13 protein-coding genes and 2 pseudogenes are annotated in these 17,092 nt (G+C 71.4%); 10 read left to right on the forward strand and 5 right to left on the reverse strand.

Going from position 1 to position 17,092, the window contains the following annotated elements:
* Positions 1-120 precede the first annotated feature (120 nt).
* Positions 121-1,335: an MFS transporter gene (locus tag CG719_RS06735; protein ID WP_234375464.1), complete on the forward strand. Its 1,215-nt coding sequence runs from the start codon at positions 121-123 to the stop codon at positions 1,333-1,335.
* 64 nt (positions 1,336-1,399) lie between these two features.
* Here the strand turns inward: CG719_RS06735 and CG719_RS06740 are convergent, their stop codons facing one another.
* Together CG719_RS06740 and CG719_RS06745 are read right to left on the reverse strand one after the other, a co-directional pair.
* Positions 1,400-3,940 (reverse strand): ABC transporter substrate-binding protein, encoded by a 2,541-nt coding sequence (locus tag CG719_RS06740; protein WP_159024833.1) that lies wholly within the window; start codon positions 3,938-3,940, stop codon positions 1,400-1,402.
* Positions 3,941-4,268: 328 nt separating this feature from the next.
* Positions 4,269-4,769 (reverse strand): inorganic diphosphatase, encoded by a 501-nt coding sequence (locus CG719_RS06745; protein ID WP_100567549.1) that lies wholly within the window; start codon positions 4,767-4,769, stop codon positions 4,269-4,271.
* A 131-nt stretch (positions 4,770-4,900) separates the two neighbouring features.
* On the opposite strand from CG719_RS06745, the gene CG719_RS06750 reads away from it, so the two are divergent.
* Positions 4,901-5,080 carry a hypothetical protein gene (locus tag CG719_RS06750; RefSeq protein WP_100567550.1) on the forward strand — a complete coding sequence of 60 codons (180 nt, stop codon included), beginning with the start codon at positions 4,901-4,903 and terminating at the stop codon, positions 5,078-5,080.
* A 15-nt stretch (positions 5,081-5,095) separates the two neighbouring features.
* Here the strand turns inward: CG719_RS06750 and CG719_RS06755 are convergent, their stop codons facing one another.
* Complete coding sequence (locus CG719_RS06755; RefSeq protein ID WP_100567551.1) at positions 5,096-5,563, reverse strand: hypothetical protein; 468 nt, start codon at positions 5,561-5,563, stop codon at positions 5,096-5,098.
* Positions 5,564-5,873: 310 nt separating this feature from the next.
* On the opposite strand from CG719_RS06755, the gene CG719_RS06760 reads away from it, so the two are divergent.
* From CG719_RS06760 to CG719_RS37090, 3 genes are all read left to right on the forward strand, one after another.
* Positions 5,874-6,107, forward strand: a complete 234-nt coding sequence (locus CG719_RS06760) for a hypothetical protein (RefSeq protein ID WP_100567552.1) — start codon at positions 5,874-5,876, stop codon at positions 6,105-6,107.
* A 209-nt stretch (positions 6,108-6,316) separates the two neighbouring features.
* Complete coding sequence (locus CG719_RS06765) at positions 6,317-9,031, forward strand: thiamine pyrophosphate-requiring protein (protein WP_100567553.1); 2,715 nt, start codon at positions 6,317-6,319, stop codon at positions 9,029-9,031.
* 51 nt (positions 9,032-9,082) lie between these two features.
* Positions 9,083-9,382: a hypothetical protein gene (locus tag CG719_RS37090; RefSeq protein WP_267895332.1), complete on the forward strand. Its 300-nt coding sequence runs from the start codon at positions 9,083-9,085 to the stop codon at positions 9,380-9,382.
* Positions 9,383-9,423: 41 nt separating this feature from the next.
* Here CG719_RS37090 and CG719_RS06775 read toward each other — a convergent pair whose 3' ends face one another.
* Positions 9,424-10,158, reverse strand: a complete 735-nt coding sequence (locus tag CG719_RS06775; RefSeq protein ID WP_100567554.1) for a CAP domain-containing protein — start codon at positions 10,156-10,158, stop codon at positions 9,424-9,426.
* A 449-nt stretch (positions 10,159-10,607) separates the two neighbouring features.
* On the opposite strand from CG719_RS06775, the gene CG719_RS06780 reads away from it, so the two are divergent.
* From CG719_RS06780 to CG719_RS06800, 5 genes and pseudogenes are all read left to right on the forward strand, one after another.
* Complete coding sequence (locus tag CG719_RS06780; RefSeq protein WP_100567555.1) at positions 10,608-11,045, forward strand: Fur family transcriptional regulator; 438 nt, start codon at positions 10,608-10,610, stop codon at positions 11,043-11,045.
* A 32-nt stretch (positions 11,046-11,077) separates the two neighbouring features.
* Positions 11,078-13,309, forward strand: coding sequence for a catalase/peroxidase HPI (gene katG / locus CG719_RS06785; RefSeq protein ID WP_100567556.1), 2,232 nt, complete (start codon positions 11,078-11,080; stop codon positions 13,307-13,309).
* A gap of 170 nt (positions 13,310-13,479) precedes the next feature.
* On the forward strand, positions 13,480-13,938 hold the full coding sequence (locus CG719_RS06790; protein WP_234375465.1) for a MarR family winged helix-turn-helix transcriptional regulator: 459 nt from the start codon (positions 13,480-13,482) through the stop codon (positions 13,936-13,938).
* Between the two features lie 52 nt (positions 13,939-13,990).
* A pseudogene (locus CG719_RS06795) lies at positions 13,991-15,206 on the forward strand (MFS transporter); the annotation flags it as partial.
* Positions 15,207-15,428: 222 nt separating this feature from the next.
* Positions 15,429-15,953, forward strand: a pseudogene (locus tag CG719_RS06800) (universal stress protein); the annotation flags it as partial.
* A gap of 72 nt (positions 15,954-16,025) precedes the next feature.
* On the opposite strand, the gene sbnA reads toward CG719_RS06800, so the two are convergent.
* Positions 16,026-17,078: a 2,3-diaminopropionate biosynthesis protein SbnA gene (sbnA, locus tag CG719_RS06805; RefSeq protein ID WP_234375466.1), complete on the reverse strand. Its 1,053-nt coding sequence runs from the start codon at positions 17,076-17,078 to the stop codon at positions 16,026-16,028.
* Positions 17,079-17,092 lie beyond the last annotated feature (14 nt).

Below are 17,092 nucleotides of genomic sequence, written 5' to 3' on the forward strand. Positions count from 1 at the left end.
CGGGCCGGGCCGGCCCCACCGCCGACGGAATCCACCGTCGAGGATGGGAGTTCTCCGATGCCGCTGACGTCGACGGGTCCGCGTACGGGCCGCGCGTCCGAGGAGAGGACCGGAGGGGCTGTGCGCCCGGGCTCCGTAGCCCGGTACGGGGCGGGGTTCTGGACGGTCGCCGCGGTGTTCGTGACGGCCATGGCGTTCTCCACCGTTCCCACCCCGCTGTATCCCGTGTACAAGGCCCACGACGGGTTCTCCACGTTCACGGTCACCGTCGTGTTCGCCGTCTACGCGGTCGGAGTGCTGATCAGCCTGCTGCTCGCCGGGCACGTATCGGACTGGCTGGGCCGCAAGAAGGTCATGGCGGCGGCGCTGGGACTCGAACTGCTCGCCGCCGTCCTGTTCCTGTCCGCCACGGCCCTGCCCGTACTGCTCGCAGCCCGGCTGGTCACCGGTCTCGGCGTCGGCATGCTGACGGCGACCGCCACCGCCTACCTCCAGGAGCTGCACAGCGCCCACCGGCCCGGCACCTCGGCACGGAGGTTCGAGATCGTTTCGACCGCGGCCAATATCGGCGGACTCGGCCTCGGGCCCGTCGCCGCGGGAGTGCTCGCCCAGTACTTCGGTGCGCCGCTCCGGCTGCCGTACGCGGTCTTCGTCGTGCTGCTGGTGGCCGGGGCGGCCGCCGTCGCGCTGATGCCCGAGACCGTCACCAAGCCCGCGGTCAGGCCCGCCTACCACCCGCAGCGGGCCGGGACCGCCCTCCGCGACCCCGGATTCCTCGCCCCCGCCGCGGCCGGTTTCACCTCCATGGCCGTGTTCGGCCTGTTCACCTCGGTGGTGCCCGGCTTCGTCGGCGGCACCCTGCACCACCCGTCCCGGGCACTCGCCGGACTGGTCGTCTCCGCGGTGTTCGCGGCCGCGGCGGCTGTCCAGACGGGCACCGGCCGGCTCCGCGCCCGCACACGCTGGTACGCCGGGCTGCTCGCCCAGGCCGTGGGCATGGCCGTCCTCCCGGCCGGTATCCGCCTCGTCAGCCTGCCTCTGTTCCTGCTCGCCGGGATCATCGCCGGAGCGGGCGCCGGCCTGCTGTTCAAGTCCGCCGTCGAACAGGTCGCCGACGCGGCTGCGCCGGCCCGGCGCGGCGAGGCCCTGGCCGGTCTGTTCCTCGCCTCCTACTTCGGCCTGGCGCTGCTTCCCGTCGGCCTGGGCGCCGCCAGCAGCGCCATGAACCTGTCCGACGCGACGACGTGGTTCTCCGTCGTCGTCCTCGCGCTGCTCGCGGCCGTCGCCGTACGCGGCCGCCGCCACGGCCCCACCACGTCACGTCCTCGTGCCTGATCACGATGCTCCTGGCCCGTCTGCGCGACGGCATCCTCCGTGCCCGGTGACGGCCGGGGGTCCCTCAGCCGGACGGTGACCGGCTGTCCTCGCGGAGGCAGGGGAAGGTGTCGGGCGGGGTGCCCCACTTCTCGGGGTCCTGCCGGTCGGGCAGGATTCCGCAGCTGAGCAGTGTCGTCGTGGCACCGCCCGGCTGGGCGATCTCACGGATGTAGACGGCCTTGTCGGGTGGGAACTTGTTCCTGGCATCCAGTTGCAGCACGCCCGACGCGCCGGGGTACTGCGACACGCCATGGGCGGTGAGCCACAGGTAGATGTCGTTCGGCTGGACGTCGGGGGAGGCGGGCAGGAGATTCTCGACGACCTTGGAGACGATGCCCACGCTGTCGAATCCGCTGGCCGCGTCCGCGTCGGCGCTGTGGCGGTGGAAGACGTCGGCGAAGTCCTGGGTGAACTGCGCGTAGGGATCCCGGGGGTCCCGCGTGGGGGCGTTCGTCGTCTCGTAGAAGAGATTCATGTACGGGTAGGCGCGCGCCGTCTCCGCCGGACGGAGCTGGAAGTCGAGGGGGGCGCTTTCCGAGATCAGGGGAATGGTCGTTCCCGCCGGTGGCTGGCACTCGCCACCGGCACTCCGCATGGCGTTGAGAAGACTGGGCAGTACTCCGGACCGTGCCAGGTAGACGACGATGCCGTGGGTCGCGGTGACCTTGTTGCACACGTCGGTGACGATGCTCTCCGGCGTTGTCGCGCCGGGCTTCTCGCTGTAGGTGATCTCGTCGATGTCGCCGTGCGCACGGTAGGCGCGTACGAAGACGTTCCTCAGGTCCGTGCTGAAGGAGGTGTCGGTCGGGTCGTAGACGACGACGGCGTGGGGCCTGTCGCTGGTGAGGCGGTGAATCTCGGGGGAGTGGCGGATGAAGTCCGCGAGGATCGGACCCAGGCGTGTGTCGGGCGCCGAGATCTGGAAGTAGCGCTGCGGGGAGTAGGGTCCGACCATGGTGCTGCCGGAGACGCCGCTCGCAATGACGGGAATCCCGGCACGGTCGAACTCCTGGACCGCCTTCAACGACTCGGGACGGCTCTGCGTGATGCCGATGACCGCCGCGATGTGGTCGGTGCGCTGCCGGTCGATGATCATCTGTGCGACGTCCGGGTTCTTCGGCGCCGCGGCGTTGTAGGCGCCGTACTGGAAGTACTGGCCGGTGTTGGCGATGAGCAGGCGGATCGGCATCTTGTTCTGGCGGACACCGGAGTTCAGCTTGTGCTGCTGGGCGATCACGCCGCGCAGGATCTGCAGGCCGAGCGGCGGATCGTCGTACACACCGTCCTGCAGAGTCAGGGGAGCGAGAAAGACCAAGGTGCGGTACGGCCCGTCGGGAATCCGGGCGTTCTCCTTGGCGACCTGGTCCTCCAGGTCCCGCAGTTCATTCCCGCGGTCTCCCTGCACGCCCAGATGGCATTGCTTGCCGTCGGTGAGACCCACTCGCTCACCGGTCCCCACGGTCAGGCACGAGGCAGGCGCGCCGGCCCGAGTGGACCAGAGGTGGCTCGGGGCCAGCAGGAGTCCCGCGGTCGCCACGCCCACGACGGGCAGGACCGACGGACGGATCCAGTCCAGGGGGTGGTCCTTGCGGGCCATGACTTCCAGACCGTTCTCGATCTTGTACTTCGCCGTACCGTCCGAGTCGTCCGCGGCCGGCAGCGTGACGAGGCGTACGGGCTCGGCACTGTCTTCGCCGAGGACGGTGCAGACCTTGTCGGCGATGCCGTTCGGCCGGTCGAGGTCGGCGTCGAGCGGGATGGCGTAGTCGGGCGGTGGGCCCGCGCAGGCGGCCAGGACGAGCAGCGGCCTGGTCGGGTGGTCGCCGGCCAGTTCCTCGAAGGTGCCGAGGAACGCCCGACCGGGGCCGTTCGGGTCGTCGATCTCCGGGATGAGAACGACGAAGGACCACCGGCGCCGGTCCCGCAGGTGACTCAGCCAGGTCCTGCCCCGGGTCGCCCTGCGCAGGTCGGTCAGGAGCGCGCGCAACAGGATGCGCCGCACGCGCTGGTCGTCGCGACCCAGTTCGCCGTCACGGCAGAAGTCGAGCGCGGCGTCCAGGAAGCTGCCCCGGTTGCATTCGCCTGCCACCCAGCGCAGGCCCCAGTGCCGCAGATGGAACCGGTAACACAGCTTGGGAAGGTCGACGATCACGGCGGCGACGAGTCCTTGGAGCCAGCCGGTCAGAGCATGCCGGCCCAGGAAGTCCGCCACGTAGGCGCCGGCGCGCAGCGACCTCCGCCTCTGCAGCATTTCCGCGTAGAGGGTCTCGACGATGGGCTGCTGCTCGGCCTGGACGTCTCCCGCGCCGCGTTCCGCTTCCAGTACGGCCCGGCACGTGTGGAAGGCGCGCAGCCGCAGACGCCCCGAGGGCATGGTGCGCTGGAACGTCCGTGCCACACGGTCGATCGTCGGAAGGAAGCCGTCGGCCGGTATCGCGTCGTCGACGACCGCATGCGGCACCCGGCAGTGCGCGTTGCCGTGGCCTCGTGCCAGTCGGCTCTCGTACTCCCGGATCATGAAGGCGGGCCATGTGGCATCACCGCCGTCCTGTCTGCTGAGCACCAGGGCGGGCACCCTCTCGGCCCCTGACCTCCTGGCCGCGAAGGCATCCAGCTGGCGTATCAGACGGTCCGACCACCTGGGGTACCCCGGCGTCGAGTCCCTGGGGCCGGGCGAGTTGGGCACATGTGCCTCCGGGGGAGAAGTAGGGAGGTCAACATGCCATGAGCAGGCAGTGCGAAAGTGCTTTTATCCGCCAATGGCCCGTACTGAGTGGTTCGGATCGTTTCGGGGTCGCGCATTGCCGGCCCCGTGACGCGATGAGCCCGCGCGTTGACGGCGGTACATCAAGCGCGCGGGCGCCGGCCGGCGATGGGGTCCCGCAGTCCCGTCAGCTGTGGACCGGCGTGTGCCCGCCGGTGGCACGGGCGCGGGAGGCGTCGATCTCCGCGTAGGCCTGCTCGCGGCCCTCCCAGTGCGAGCCCTCGACGGACTTGCCGGGTTCCAGGTCCTTGTACACCTCGAAGAAGTGGGTGAACTCCAGCCGGTCGAAGAGGGAGATGTCGTCGATGTCCTGCACGCCCGCGTACCGGGGATCGTGGGCGGGCACGCAGAGGATCTTCTCGTCGGGGCCGCGCTCGTCCTTCATGGCGAACATGCCCACCGCCCGGCACTCGACGAGGCAGCCGGGGAACGTCGGCTCGCCGGTCAGCACGAGCGCGTCCAGCGGGTCGCCGTCACGCCCCAGGGTGCCGTCGATGTAGCCGTAGTCCGCCGGATACCGGGTGGAGGTGAACAGCAGCCGGTCCAGCCGGATGCGGTGCAGTTCGTGATCCATCTCGTACTTGTTCCGGGACCCCTGGGGGATCTCCACGATCACGTCGAACTCCATGGTGTCCTCCTGGCAGGCCTCCAGCCTACGCCGGACGGAGCACCGCCTTCCGGCCGTGGCGAACCGGTGCGGCGGCCGGTGGACCGGGTACTCGGAAGGCCTCCCGGTGAAGGTGAAGGAGTGATGGGCTCATGGCAGGAGACGACGACTACTTCTACACCCGGGATCGTCCGGAGAACCCCGACCTCGAGGAGGACCGCCCGCGCGGTGGCGGTGGCGAGCCCGCCGGCAAGGGTGCGCTCGGGTCCTTCCGGGTCCTGTACATCGTGGTGGCGGTGGTGATCGTGATCATGTTCGTGACGCTCATCTGACGCAGGACGGCCTGCTCACGGGCGACGTTCCGCGGCCGTCACAAGGCCGTGGGTGACCAGTCCGTACAGCAGGTGCGGCACCGCGTCCGACAGCCAGTCCTCGGCCGGCCAGTCAGCCGGGTCGCTCACTCCGAGCCGGGCCATCGGCACGTCCGTCGCGGCCATGGCCAGGGCGCCGGTGACCACACCTCCCAGCCACCAGGGCATCCTGACCCCCGCCCGACGGGCCAGCGCGACGGCCGTTCCCGTGCCGACGCCCACGGCGATGCCGGACAGCGCGCCGAGGCCGGAGAGCCGGTTGTCCCGGCTGTCGTCCGGTCCGGCGACCGGATGGCCCAGGTCCTCCGCGAGCTTGTCCACCACCTGTGCGGGGACCTGGCTGGCCGGCCTTCCCCGCCACGCCATGTCGGCGTAGGTCACGGCGTTCAGTACGGTCGTTCCGGCGGCACCGGCGACGCCACCACGCACCATGCTCCCGATCATGTCCGGCCGGGTTCCCCCAGCCCTGGGTACGAATCGCGCGGGGCCGAAGTCCCCCGCGAGCCCCCCGCGCGAGCTCATGCGCCACGGTGGCGAAGTGCCTCGCGCAAGGCCGTGCGCAGGGCCTGCCCATGGGGCCTTGCGAACACGGCCGCCTCCAGTGGCCGGGAGGTCGCATACCCCTTGCCGCTCTTGGGCACTCGGGCCTCGTCATCGAGGGGCGGACGGCTGCGGCCAGCGACCGCGCCACGGACCGTGACGATCACTGGCCGCGCATCCGGCCCCACGGATTCCGACGGTGGAGGAGAGCGTGATGGCGAGGAACACCGAGACCGGCAAGGTCACCGGCACCCTGGACAAGGACTACAACCTGCTCTGGTACGTCGAGGAGTGCCTGGGCAACGCCCTGCGTCTGGAGACCTACATCGACGACGCCGAGCGCGAGCACGACGCCGACCTGGTCGAACTCTTCCGCAAGGCGCAGGCCGACAGTCGCAAGGGTGCCGAGATGGGCAAGGAACTGCTCCGCGGCCGGCTCGCCGGCTGACCCCTGCCCTACCGTGACTCCCGCACCCGTGCAGCCGGCCGCGTCGAACGCGGCCGGCCTCGAAGCCGCGCTGCTCGCCGAGACCGACGCCGAAGTCCGCTTCGACGCCGGCAGCAGGGGCGCGTACGCCACCGACGGCTCCCTACCGGCAGGTCCCGATCGGGGTCGTCGTCCCGCGCGACATCGAGTCCGGTGCCCGGGCCGTCGAGGTGTGCGCGCGGTTCGGCGCCCCGGTCCTGTCCCGGGGCGGCGGGACCAGCCTGGCCGGTCAGGCGACCAACGCGGCGGTGGTCGTCGACTGGACGAAGTACTGCCACCGGCTCGTGTCGGTCGATCCCGGCGCCCGCACCTGCGTCGTGGAGCCGGGGATCGTCCTGGACGAGCTCAACCGCCAACTGTCCGGCCACCGACTCCAGTTCGGGCCCAAGCCGTCGACGCACACCCACTGTGCGCTGGGCGGAATGATCGGCAACAACTCCTGCGGCGCCTCCACGCAGGCGTACGGCAAGACCGTGGACAACGTACGCCGCCTGGAGATCCTCACCTACGACGGCACACGGATGTGGGTGGGGCCCACCCCGAAGGCCGAGCGGGAGCGGATCGCGGAGGAGGGCGGCCGCAGGGCCGAGATCTACGCAGGCCTCGACCGCATCATCACCGAGTACCTCGCGGACGTGCGGCACGGCTACCCGGACATTCCGCGCCGCGTCTCCGGCTACAACCTGGACTCCCTGCTGCCGGAGAAGGGCTTCGACGTCGCCAGGGCCCTGGTGGGCAGCGAGGGCACCCTCGTGACCGTGCTGCGCGCCGAGCTCGACCTCGTGCCCGTACCGCCGTTCCAGTCGCTGCTCGTCCTCGGGTACGACGACATCTGCACCGCCGCCGACGACGTCCCGCGCCTCCTGGAACACAGCGATCCCAGCCAACTGGAGGCCGTCGACGACCAGGCGCGGGAGCTGCTGTGGTCGCTGAGCCGCAGTGAGAAGGACCCCGCCGTGGCCCTCTCCGACAACCCGGTGCGCGAACAGGAGATGCTCAAGGCACGCGAGGCGGGGCTGGGGGTGACTGCCCGCCCCCCGGACGGCCGGGAGACCTGGGAGGGCTGGGAGGACTCCGCCGTCCCGCCCGACCGCCTGGGGGACCATCTGCGCGACCTGAAAGTCCTGTTCGACGAGTTCGGCTACGACCATCCGTCGCTCAACGGCCTGCTCGCCGCCTGGGGCCGGGCCGACAACCGGCCGAGGTTCATCCAGGCCAGGCACGAGGAGATGGCCGCCTTCGAAGCGGTCGGCTACGTCAAGTTCTCCGGCAAACCGGGCGTGTGCGCGGCCACCTCGGGGCCCGGGGCCATCCACCTGCTCAACGGCCTGTACGACGCCAAACTGGACCACGTGCCCGTGGTCGCCGTCGTCGGCCAGACCAACCGCAGCGCCATGGGCGGCTCCTACCAGCAGGAGGTCGACCTGCCGGCCCTCTACAAGGACGTCGCCTCCGACTTCTGCGAGACGGTCACCGTCCCCGAGCAACTGCCCAACGTGCTCGACCGCGCCATGCGCACCTCCCTGGCCCGGCGTTCGGTGACGGCCGTCATCATCCCCGCCGACGTGCAGGAACTCGACTACTCGCCGCCCGAGCACGCCTTCAAGATGGTGCCGTCCAGCCTGGGCATGTCCTACTACGCGCCGGTGCCGTCCGAGGAGGCTCTCGCCCGGGCGGCGGAAGTCCTCAACTCCGGGCAGAGGCCCGCGATCCTCGTCGGCCAGGGCGCCCGCGGCGCACGGCAGGAGGTCATGCAGGTCGCCGAACACCTAGGCGCCGGCGTCGCCAAGGCACTGCTGGGCAAGGACGTCCTCGACGACGAACTGCCCTACGTCACCGGCGCGATCGGGCTGCTGGGCACCCGGCCCTCGTACGAGATGATGCGGGACTGCGACACGCTCCTGGTCGTCGGCTCCAGCTTCCCGTACACGCAGTTCCTGCCCGAGTTCGGCCAGGCGCGGGCCGTGCAGATCGACATCGACCCCCACATGATCGGCCTGCGCTACCCCTTCGAGGTCAATCTGGTCGGGGACGCCGCCGTGACGCTGCGCCGGCTGCTGCCGTCGCTCAAGGTGGCCCGGGAGCACGGCTGGCGCCAGAAGATCGAGCAGGACACCGCGGACTGGTGGGAGGTCATGCGGCGGCGCGCCGCCGTCGAGGCCGACCCCATCAACCCCGAGTACGTCGCCCACGCGCTGAACGACCTGCTCCCCGACAACGCCATCCTGGCCGCGGACTCCGGGTCCGCCGCCAACTGGTACGCCCGCCACCTCAAGCTGCGCGGTGCCATGCGCGGTTCGCTGTCGGGCACCCTCGCCACCATGGGGCCCGGCGTGCCGTACGCCATCGGCGCGAAGTTCGCGCACGGCGACCGGCCGGCGATCGCCCTGGTCGGCGACGGGGCGATGCAGATGAACGGCATGGCCGAGCTGATCACCGTCGCCAAGTACTGGCGGGACTGGGCCGATCCGCGACTGATCGTCGCCGTCCTCAACAACCTGGTCCTGAACCAGGTGACCTGGGAGATGCGCGCCATGGAGGGCGCACCGCAGTTCCTGCCGTCGCAGTCCATCCCCGACGTCGCCTACGCCGACTTCGCCCGCTCGCTCGGTCTGGAGGCCATCCGGATAGAGAAGCCCGGCGAGGTGACGGGGGCGTGGGAGGCCGCCCTCGCGACGGACCGGCCCTGCGTGCTGGACTTCGTGACCGATCCGGCCGTACCGCCCATCCCGCCGCACGCCACCCTCGACCAGATCGAGGCCGCCGCGACCGCCGTCCTCAAGGGCGACACGGACCGTGCGGCGGTGGTCCGCCAGGGCTTCAAGGCCAAGGTCCAGGAATTCCTCCCCACCCATCGCGACCGGGGTCGCCACCCCAACGCGTGAAGCCCGACACCCCCGGTCCAGGGCATGGACGTACGCACCAAGGAGCGCCTGATGGCTGGTGACACGCTGCCGTTCTCCTGGGATCGGGTGTTCGTGACCGCTGGTGCCGGCTTCCTCGACTCCCACCTGTCCGAGCGGCCGCTGACGCGGACCCCGGGCCTCGGCACCCCGCCGGCCGGCGCCGCCCTGGCCCTGGCCGCCGCCCTGGGCCGGCCCGGCGCCCGCCGGGCGCTGAAGGAGACCGCCGTCCGGCTGCCGGCCGCCGTCGCCCGGCGCCGCACCCTGCCGCCGCATGTCGAACGGGCCGCGCGCCTGCTGGACGGGCGGACGGCCGGAGGAGGCGCCGGATGACCCGAGCGCGGTCCGGCCGGGGTGCCGGACCGCGCCGCGGGTCAGCGGCCGGCTCCGAACTCCTGCGTCCAGTAGTTGCCGGGCTGGGCGAGACCGACGCCGATCTCCTTGAAGGAGCAGTTGAGGATGTTCGCCTTGTGGCCGGGGCTGCCCATCCAGCCCGCCATGACCTGCTCCGGGGTGGCGTAACCGTAGGCGACGTTCTCGCCGTAGCTCTGCCAGCTGTAGCCGGCCCGCGTGATCCGGTCGCCCGGGTTGGACCCGTCGGACCCGGTGTGCGACATGTTCTGATGGGCCGCCATGTCCTCGCTGTGCGCCTGGGCGGCCTTGGTCAGCTTGTCGTTCACGGTCAGGGCCGAACAACCCACCTTGGAACGCTCGGAGTTGACGAGCTCCACGACACGGGCCGTGGCCTCGGACGAGGCGGAGGTGTCCTTGGACGCGGTCGGTTCGGAAGGAGCCCCCGCGTCGGGCGCGCTCGGCTGGGCGGGGGCGGCGGGGCCGGCCGGGGACGCCGGTGAATCGGGGCTGGTCGGGGAGCTGTGGTGGCCGTGCCGGCCCCAGCCGGAACCGCCCGGCTGGAATGGGCCGTGACCGCCGGGCCGGAGTTCACCGGCTCCGCCCGGACGGCTCCCGGCGCCGAGGGAGGGGCTGCCTCCGGGGGCGGACGGACTGCCGTTGCAGGCCAGTGCCGTGGAAGGGACGGCGACTGCGCCCACGGCGACGGCGGCGACGACTATGCGCCGGTAGTGCTGCTGCTTGCGGTGCGTGCCCATGCGTTGACCTCGCTCGGGGTGGGGGGTCGTCATTCTTGGGACGGCTCCGCAAAGGGCGCAAAGGGCCCCTGGTACTACCTCACCTCGTACTTTCGCGAGACCCTTGCGAAAGCGAACGCGGGCGTGCTGCTTCCGGCTCCCGCGGCCCCGGTATTCCTGGCGCCCTGTCAGAAGGCCCTCGACTGAGCGGGGCGAGGGGTGGCGGCGGGGGAGTGGCGCGCCGGCGGGCCCGCCGGGACGGGCGTCCGCACGAAGGCGGACATATCCCCTATATCTCCGGCGGGGCATCTACTATGCCGGACGCTTAGTTTCAGGATGGACCGTGACGGATGTCACGGAACCGCGGGTTCCGAGGCCCCCTCCCCTCGCGGTCACCGCCGCGGAGACACGACAAGACTTTGACCCTTCGTTTTCTTGAGTCGTTCGCGTTTGCGGCGTAGGTTCGGCGCATGACCGGACCTCGGACCGAGGCCACCGCCGGTGAGCTGCGTGCCGCCGGCCTGCGCGTGACTGCCGCGCGGGTGGCACTGCTCGAAACCGTACGGGCAGGTGATCACCTCGATGCCGAGGCGATTGCCTCCGGGGTGCGCGAACGCGTGGGTCACGTCTCCCTGCAGGCCGTCTACGAGGCGCTGCGCGCGCTCACCGCGGCGGGGCTCGTCCGCCGTATCGAACCGTCCGGCAGCCCGGCCCGGTTCGAGGGGCGCGTCGGGGACAACCACCACCACGTCGTGTGCCGCTCGTGCGGTGCCGTCGCCGACGTCGACTGCGCCGTGGGCGACGCCCCCTGTCTGACCGCGTCCGAGGACCACGGCTTCTCGATCCACGAGGCCGAGGTCATCTACTGGGGCCTGTGCCCCGCCTGTTCCACCTCCGGCAGTACCTGAGCTCGCGATCCGCCCAGTCCGGAAGGAAGACCATGTCCGAGAACCCCGATGCAATCGTCACCGACGCGAAGACGGAGGGCACAGGCGGCTGCCCGGTCGCGCACGGCCGTGCGGCGCACCCCACCCAGGGCGGCGGGAACCGTCAGTGGTGGCCGGACCGCCTGAACCTGAAGATCCTCGCCAAGAACCCCGCGGTGGCCAACCCCCTCGGCGCGGACTTCGACTACGCCGAGGCGTTCCGTAGCCTCGACCTGCCCGCCGTCAAGCGGGACATCGCCGAGGTGCTGACCACGTCGCAGGACTGGTGGCCCGCGGACTTCGGCCACTACGGCCCCTTCGTCATCCGGATGGCCTGGCACAGCGCCGGCACCTACCGGATCAGCGACGGCCGGGGCGGCGCCGGCGCCGGCCAGCAGCGTTTCGCGCCGCTCAACAGCTGGCCGGACAACGGCAACCTGGACAAGGCCCGCCGCCTGCTGTGGCCGGTGAAGAAGAAGTACGGCCGGAACCTCTCCTGGGCCGACCTCATGATCCTCGCCGGCAACGTCGCCCTGGAGTCGATGGGCTTCAAGACCTTCGGCTACGCCGGCGGCCGCGAGGACGTGTGGGAGCCCGAGGAGGACGTCTACTGGGGCCCCGAGACCACCTGGCTCGGCGACGAGCGCTACACCGGCGACCGCGAGCTGGAGAACCCGCTCGGCGCGGTCCAGATGGGCCTGATCTACGTCAACCCCGAGGGTCCCAACGGCAACCCGGACCCGCTCGCCGCGGCCCGCGACGTCCGTGAGACGTTCCGCCGGATGGCGATGAACGACGAGGAGACGGTCGCCCTGATCGCGGGCGGCCACACCTTCGGCAAGACCCACGGCGCGGGCCCCGCCGACCACGTCGGACCCGCCCCCGAGGGCGCCACGATGGAGGAGCAGGGCCTGGGCTGGCGCAGCACCTACGGCACCGGCAAGGGCGGCGACGCGATCACCAGCGGCCTGGAGGGCATCTGGACGGACACGCCGACCACCTGGGACAACAGCTTCTTCCAGATCCTGTTCGGCTACGAGTGGGAGCTGTTCAAGAGCCCGGCCGGCGCCCACCAGTGGCGGCCGAAGGACGGCGCGGGCGCGGACACCGTCCCCGACGCCCACGACCCGGCCAGGCGGCACGCGCCCACGATGCTGACGACGGACCTCTCCCTGCGGGTCGACCCGGCCTACGAGCCGATCTCGCGGCGCTTCATGGAGAACCCGGAGGAGTTCGCGGACGCCTTCGCGCGCGCGTGGTTCAAGCTGACCCACCGCGACATGGGCCCGGCCGTGCGCTACCTCGGCCCGGAGGTCCCCGCCGAGACGCTGATCTGGCAGGACCCGCTGCCCGAGGCGGACTACGAGCAGATCGACGCCGCGGACGCCGCCGAGCTCAAGGCCAAGGTCCTCGACTCGGGTCTGTCGACGGCGCAGCTCGTGTCCACCGCCTGGGCGTCGGCCTCCACCTTCCGCGGCAGCGACAAGCGCGGCGGCGCCAACGGCGCCCGCATCCGGCTCCAGCCGCAGAGCGGCTGGGAGGTCAACGACCCCGACGAGCTGGCGACGGTGCTGCGCGCCCTGGAGCAGGTCCAGGAGTCCTTCAACGCCGCCCAGGGCGGCGGCAAGCGGGTCTCGCTGGCCGACCTGATCGTGCTCGCCGGCGGCGCGGCCGTCGAGCGGGCCGCCGCGGAGGCCGGCTTCCCCGTCGAGGTGCCCTTCACCCCGGGCCGCGTGGACGCCTCGCAGGAGGAGACCGACGCGGAGTCCTTCGCCGCGCTCGAGCCCACCGCCGACGGGTTCCGCAACCACCTCGGGAAGGGCAACCGGCTGCCGGCCGAGTACCTGCTGCTCGACCGGGCGAACCTGCTCACCCTGAGCGCCCCCGAGGCGACGGTCCTCGTCGGTGGTCTGCGCGCCCTGGGTGCCACGTACAACGGCTCGCCGCTCGGCGTGCTCACCGAGACGCCCGGCGTGCTGACGAACGACTTCTTCGTCAACCTGCTCGACCTGGGCACGACGTGGCACGCGGTGTCCGAGGACGCCGGCACCTTCGAGGGCCGCGACGCCGCCACCGGCGAGGTCAAGTGGACGGGCAGCCGTGCCGACCTCGTCTTCGGGTCCAACTCCGAGCTGCGCGCGCTCGCCGAGGTCTACGCGAGCGACGACGCGAAGGAGCAGTTCGTCCAGGACTTCGTCGCGGCGTGGGTCAAGGTCATGAACCTCGACCGGTTCGACCTCGTCTGATCGCGGATCTCGATCGAGGATGACGACAACCGAACACATCTGATCACGCCCCGCATCGGCTGATCATGACATCGAGGCCGGCCGGCCCGCTCCGGCCGGCCTCGACATGTTCGCGCCTCCCGGGATCACGGAATCTTGTTTCGTCCTACACCTAAGTGCATAATGCGCTTATGCATAAGTGGGTTATGGACCCAGTGGGCCCCGAGGCGTCGCCCGAGGACCTGATGGTCGCCGTCGAGCAGATGGTCCGGTACGTGCGCCGCAGCGCGACCGCCGGCGGACTGAGCACGGCCGCCTCCTCGGCGCTGTCCCGGCTGGGCCGCGAGGGCCCGTACCGGCTGACGGAGCTGGCGCGGGCGGAGAGCGTGTCCCAGCCCAACATGACCCAGCTCGTGACCCGGCTGGAGCGGGCGGGCCTGGTACGGCGCACCGCGGACCACAGCGACGGCCGGGGCGTCCTCGTGGAGGCCACCGACGCCGGTCTCGAGGTCTTCCGGCAGCGCCGCTCGGAACGGGCCCGGGCCCTCCAGGAACTCGTCGAGGAACTGCCCGAGGCCGAACAGCGCGCGGTGCGTGTCGCGCTGCCGGCCCTGGCCCGTGTCATCGAGGACCGCCAGGCGCGCTCCTGACCCGCCCACGCCACCGCCGACCACCTCGGCCCACCTCACAGGAGAGGCGTACATGAGTGCACCGCACGCAAAGGCCGCCGGCCACGGAAAGGCCGCCAGTCCTTTCAAACAACCCAAGGCCGTCTGGGCCGTCGCGTTCGCCTGCGTCATCTCGTTCATGGGCATCGGCCTGGTCGACCCGATCCTGCCCGCCCTGGCCCAGAGCCTGCACGCCTCGCCCAGCCAGGTTTCCCTGCTGTTCAGCAGCTACCTGATCGTCACCGCTGTCGCGATGCTGATCGTCGGCTGGTTCTCCAGCCGCTTCGGGGCCAAGCGCACCCTCGTCACCGGCCTGGCCGTCATCGTCGTCTTCGCCGCCCTGGCCGGGACGTCGGGCTCCATCGACGGCATCGTCGGCTTCCGCGCGGGCTGGGGACTGGGCAACGCGCTGTTCATCGCCACCTCGCTGGCCGTCATCGTCGCCTCGGCCAGCGGCGGCTTCGGCGGCGCGATCATCCTCTACGAGACCGCGCTCGGCCTCGGCATCGCCGTGGGCCCGCTGCTCGGCGGCGAACTGGGCGCCATCAGCTGGCGCGGCCCCTTCTTCGGCGTCGCCGTCCTCATGGCCATCGCCCTCGTGGCCACCCTGGCCTTCGTCCCGAACCTGCCGAAGCCCGAACGCCGCACCTCGCCCCTCGCCCCCCTCAAGGCACTGCGCCACCGCGGCCTGCTGACCATGGGCATCATGGCCCTGCTCTACAACTGGGGCTTCTTCACCATGCTCGGCTACGCGCCGTACCCGATGGAGCTGGACGCGCACCAGCTCGGGCTGGTCTTCACCGGCTGGGGACTGCTCGTGGCCGCCTTCAGCGTCTTCTTCGCCCCGCGCCTCCAGGCCCGCTACGGAACCGCCCCCGTGCTCTACGCCAACCTGGCCGGCCTGAGCATCGTGATGGCCGTCATAGCCGCCGGTGTCGCCACCCCGACCGTCGTCATCGTGGCGGTCATCGTCAGCGGCGCGTTCATCGGCATCAACAACACCCTGACCACCCAGGCCGTCATGCTCGTCTCCCCGGTCGAGCGGCCCGTCGCCTCCTCCGCGTACGGCTTCCTGCGGTTCATCGGCGGCGGCCTGGCCCCCTACGTCGCCGGCAAGGTCGCCGACGCCACCGACCTGAGCGTCCCGTTCTACCTCGGCGCCGCCACCTTCCTCCTCGCCATTCCCGTGCTGGCCTGCGGCCACCGGCTCCTGCGGCAGGCCGAGACACGCACCGGCGAAGGGGACCCAGTGCCCCAACAGGCAACGTTCGCCCCGTCGCGACGCCCGGCACTCCCCCAGGCTCTTCGAGCAGGGGGGACCCCCACTCCCGCCGCACCGGCCGAAAGCCCAAGTACGTCCAGTACGAGGACTTCCGGCCGGCACTCCCCCAAGCTCTCCGAGCAGGGGGTACCCCCAGAGCACGCACCGGACGCCGCTCCTTGACGGGCAAACGTTGCCTGCCGGGGCACTGGTCACGCCGACTTTCACGCCCGTCGGCCCCGCACCGTCCACCGGCGCGCCGCCCGTGGTCGTCGCCGTCGGTGCCCACGAAGGGGCCGCCGTGATCGTCGACGCCGCGGCCCGGCTCGCCCGGGACTCCGGCAGCCCCCTGGAGGTCGTGCACGTCCAGCAGACCGTCGTCGTCGAGGAACAGGCGGCCGACGCCGAGGACTTCGAGCAGGCCCGCGCCACCGTCACCGCCCACCTCGACCGCCTCGCCGCCCACGGTGTCGCCGCGCGGGGCCAGATCCTCGGCAGCGTCGGCGACCACGCGGCGGCCGGCCGCGCCCTGGCCCGGCACGCCGCCGAGGTGGGCGCGCGTGCCGTGGCGGTGGGCCGCTCGCCGCGCGGCCCGCTGGCCCAGTTCGCCGACGGCAGTCTCACCGCGGCCCTGACTCACGCCGCCACCTGCACGGTGGTCCTGGTCGACCCCGGCAGCGAGCCCCGGCCGCTGACCGCGGCCACGCTGTCCGAACTGCGCGGCGCCGCGAGCTGACCGCAGGCGTGCCTCCGCACGGGGACCGCGGGGCGGCCGTCCGCCCCGCGGTCCCCGTCCGTGCGGCGGGCGCTACCGCTCGCGTGACCCGCCCTGTGCGGACGAGCGGGGATCGACGGCGACGGATCCCGCGGTGACCTCCTCCGGATCGGGTTCCCCCTGGCCGCGCCGGTCGCCGAGGAGCAGGTCGCCGTACAGGTCCTCGAGCCAGGAGGTCTGGTAGATCGTGTCGAGGTAGCGCTCCCCGAGGTCCGGGGCGATGGCCACGGCGGTCAGGTCGCGGGCGTCGTTGCGCGACAGCCACTCCACGGCCCCGCTGACCACCGTCCCCGTGGAACCGCCGAAGAGGAAGCCGCGCCGGGCCAGCCGGTGACAGGCGCGGATGGTGTCGGCCTCCTCGACCCGGATCACCTCGTCGACGAAGGACTCGTCGAGCAGCGGCGGGCGCATGCTCATCCCCAGCCCGGGGATCATCCGCCGGCCCGGCTGACCGCCGAAGGCGACCGAGCCGACGGTGTCCACCGCGACGATCCGCACCGGCCGGTGCCACTCGCGGAAGAAGCGGGCGCAGCCCATCAGCGTGCCCGTGGTGCCCGCCCCGACGAACAGCACGTCGAGAAGCGGGAACTGACGGGCGATCTCCGGCCCGGTTTTGCGGTAGTGGGCCCCCCAGTTGTTCGGGTTGGTGTACTGGCTGAGCCACACGTACCGCTCGTCGGAGGCGCACAGCGCGCGGACGTAGTCGATCCGCGCGCCGAGGAACCCGCCGTTGGCGTCCAGGTCGGCGATGACGTGCACCTCGCTGCCCAGCGCCTCCATCAGCAGCCGCGCGGACAGATTGCAGCGGGAGTCCGTCACGCAGAGGAACCGGTAGCCCTTGCTGGCGGCGATCATGCTGAGCGCCACACCGAGGTTGCCCGACGAGGACTCGATGAGGATCGAGCTGGGTGTCAGGAGGCCGTCCCGCTCCGCGGCCTCCACCATCTCTGTCGCGGCCTTCATCTTGATCGAGCCGGCGAAGTTGAAGCCCTCGCACTTCAGGTAGAGCGAGCGCCCGAATATCGACCGGAGATCAACGTAGAGTTGGCCTTCGTTGAAGGCGTGAGGGGCTGATATGACGGGCACGCTGGCCTCCTGAT

This window comes from Streptomyces sp. CB01373 (genome assembly GCF_002803075.1).
In the GTDB taxonomy this organism is placed as follows: Bacteria; Actinomycetota; Actinomycetes; order Streptomycetales; family Streptomycetaceae; genus Streptomyces.

What these genes read in the sequence shown, in the direction of transcription:
- CG719_RS06745 (WP_100567549.1), bottom strand. Translation starts at nt 4,769, where the DNA reads ATGGAGTTCGACGTGATCGTGGAGATCCCCCAGGGGTCCCGGAACAAG.
- CG719_RS06750 (WP_100567550.1), top strand. Translation starts at nt 4,901, where the DNA reads ATGGCAGGAGACGACGACTACTTCTACACCCGGGATCGTCCGGAGAAC.
- CG719_RS06755 (WP_100567551.1), bottom strand. Translation starts at nt 5,563, where the DNA reads ATGATCGGGAGCATGGTGCGTGGTGGCGTCGCCGGTGCCGCCGGAACG.
- CG719_RS06760 (WP_100567552.1), top strand. Translation starts at nt 5,874, where the DNA reads ATGGCGAGGAACACCGAGACCGGCAAGGTCACCGGCACCCTGGACAAG.
- CG719_RS37090 (WP_267895332.1), top strand. Translation starts at nt 9,083, where the DNA reads ATGGCTGGTGACACGCTGCCGTTCTCCTGGGATCGGGTGTTCGTGACC.
- CG719_RS06775 (WP_100567554.1), bottom strand. Translation starts at nt 10,158, where the DNA reads ATGGGCACGCACCGCAAGCAGCAGCACTACCGGCGCATAGTCGTCGCC.
- CG719_RS06780 (WP_100567555.1), top strand. Translation starts at nt 10,608, where the DNA reads ATGACCGGACCTCGGACCGAGGCCACCGCCGGTGAGCTGCGTGCCGCC.
- katG (WP_100567556.1), top strand. Translation starts at nt 11,078, where the DNA reads ATGTCCGAGAACCCCGATGCAATCGTCACCGACGCGAAGACGGAGGGC.
- CG719_RS06790 (WP_234375465.1), top strand. Translation starts at nt 13,480, where the DNA reads ATGCATAAGTGGGTTATGGACCCAGTGGGCCCCGAGGCGTCGCCCGAG.